A 594-nucleotide genomic window follows, 5' to 3' on the forward strand; every position below is an offset into this window, starting at 1 on the left:
CGGTACCGACCTCGCGCCCGGACGGTCCACGCTGGTGGTGGATGCGCTGGATTTGTCGTCGTATCCCGACGCGCCGCTCACCGATGCCGATCGTCGCGCTCCGCTGCGACCGGAACATCCTGCTTACGCGATCTTCACTTCGGGGTCGACGGGTAGGCCGAAGGGTGTGGTGGTGCCGCATTCGGCGGTGGTGAACCAGGTTCGGTGGATCACTGGCGAGTACGGCATCGATGCCGATGACGTGGTGTTGCAGAAGACGCCGGTGACTTTCGATGTGTCGGTGTGGGAGTTGTTCGGTCCGTTGACTGTTGGTGCCCGTGTGGTGGTCGCCGTGCCGGACGGTCATCGTGATCCGCAGTATCTGGCGACGGTGATCGCTGAGGAAAGCGTCACGATGACGTCGTTCGTGCCGTCGATGTTGGCGGTGTTCGCCGGTGCGGTCGAGGGTGCGACGTTGTCGTCGTTGCGTGCGGTGCTGGTGGCCGGTGAGGCGTTCACTTCTGACACTGTGGCCGCGTTCGGTCGGGTGAGTTCGGCTGAGTTGTTCAACTTGTACGGGCCGACGGAGTTCACCGTGCATGCCACGCATGCGCC

The 594-nt window shown here is 63.8% G+C and carries 1 protein-coding gene; it reads left to right on the forward strand.

All coding sequences use genetic code 11. The annotated features are described in order from the left end of the window. Positions 1-594, forward strand: a 594-nt coding sequence (locus ACLMAJ_RS38015) for an AMP-binding protein (protein ID WP_412018763.1), incomplete at both ends; no start/stop codon positions are given.

This window comes from Nocardia arseniciresistens (assembly GCF_046764875.1).
Lineage (GTDB): Bacteria > Actinomycetota > Actinomycetes > Mycobacteriales > Mycobacteriaceae > Nocardia > Nocardia arseniciresistens.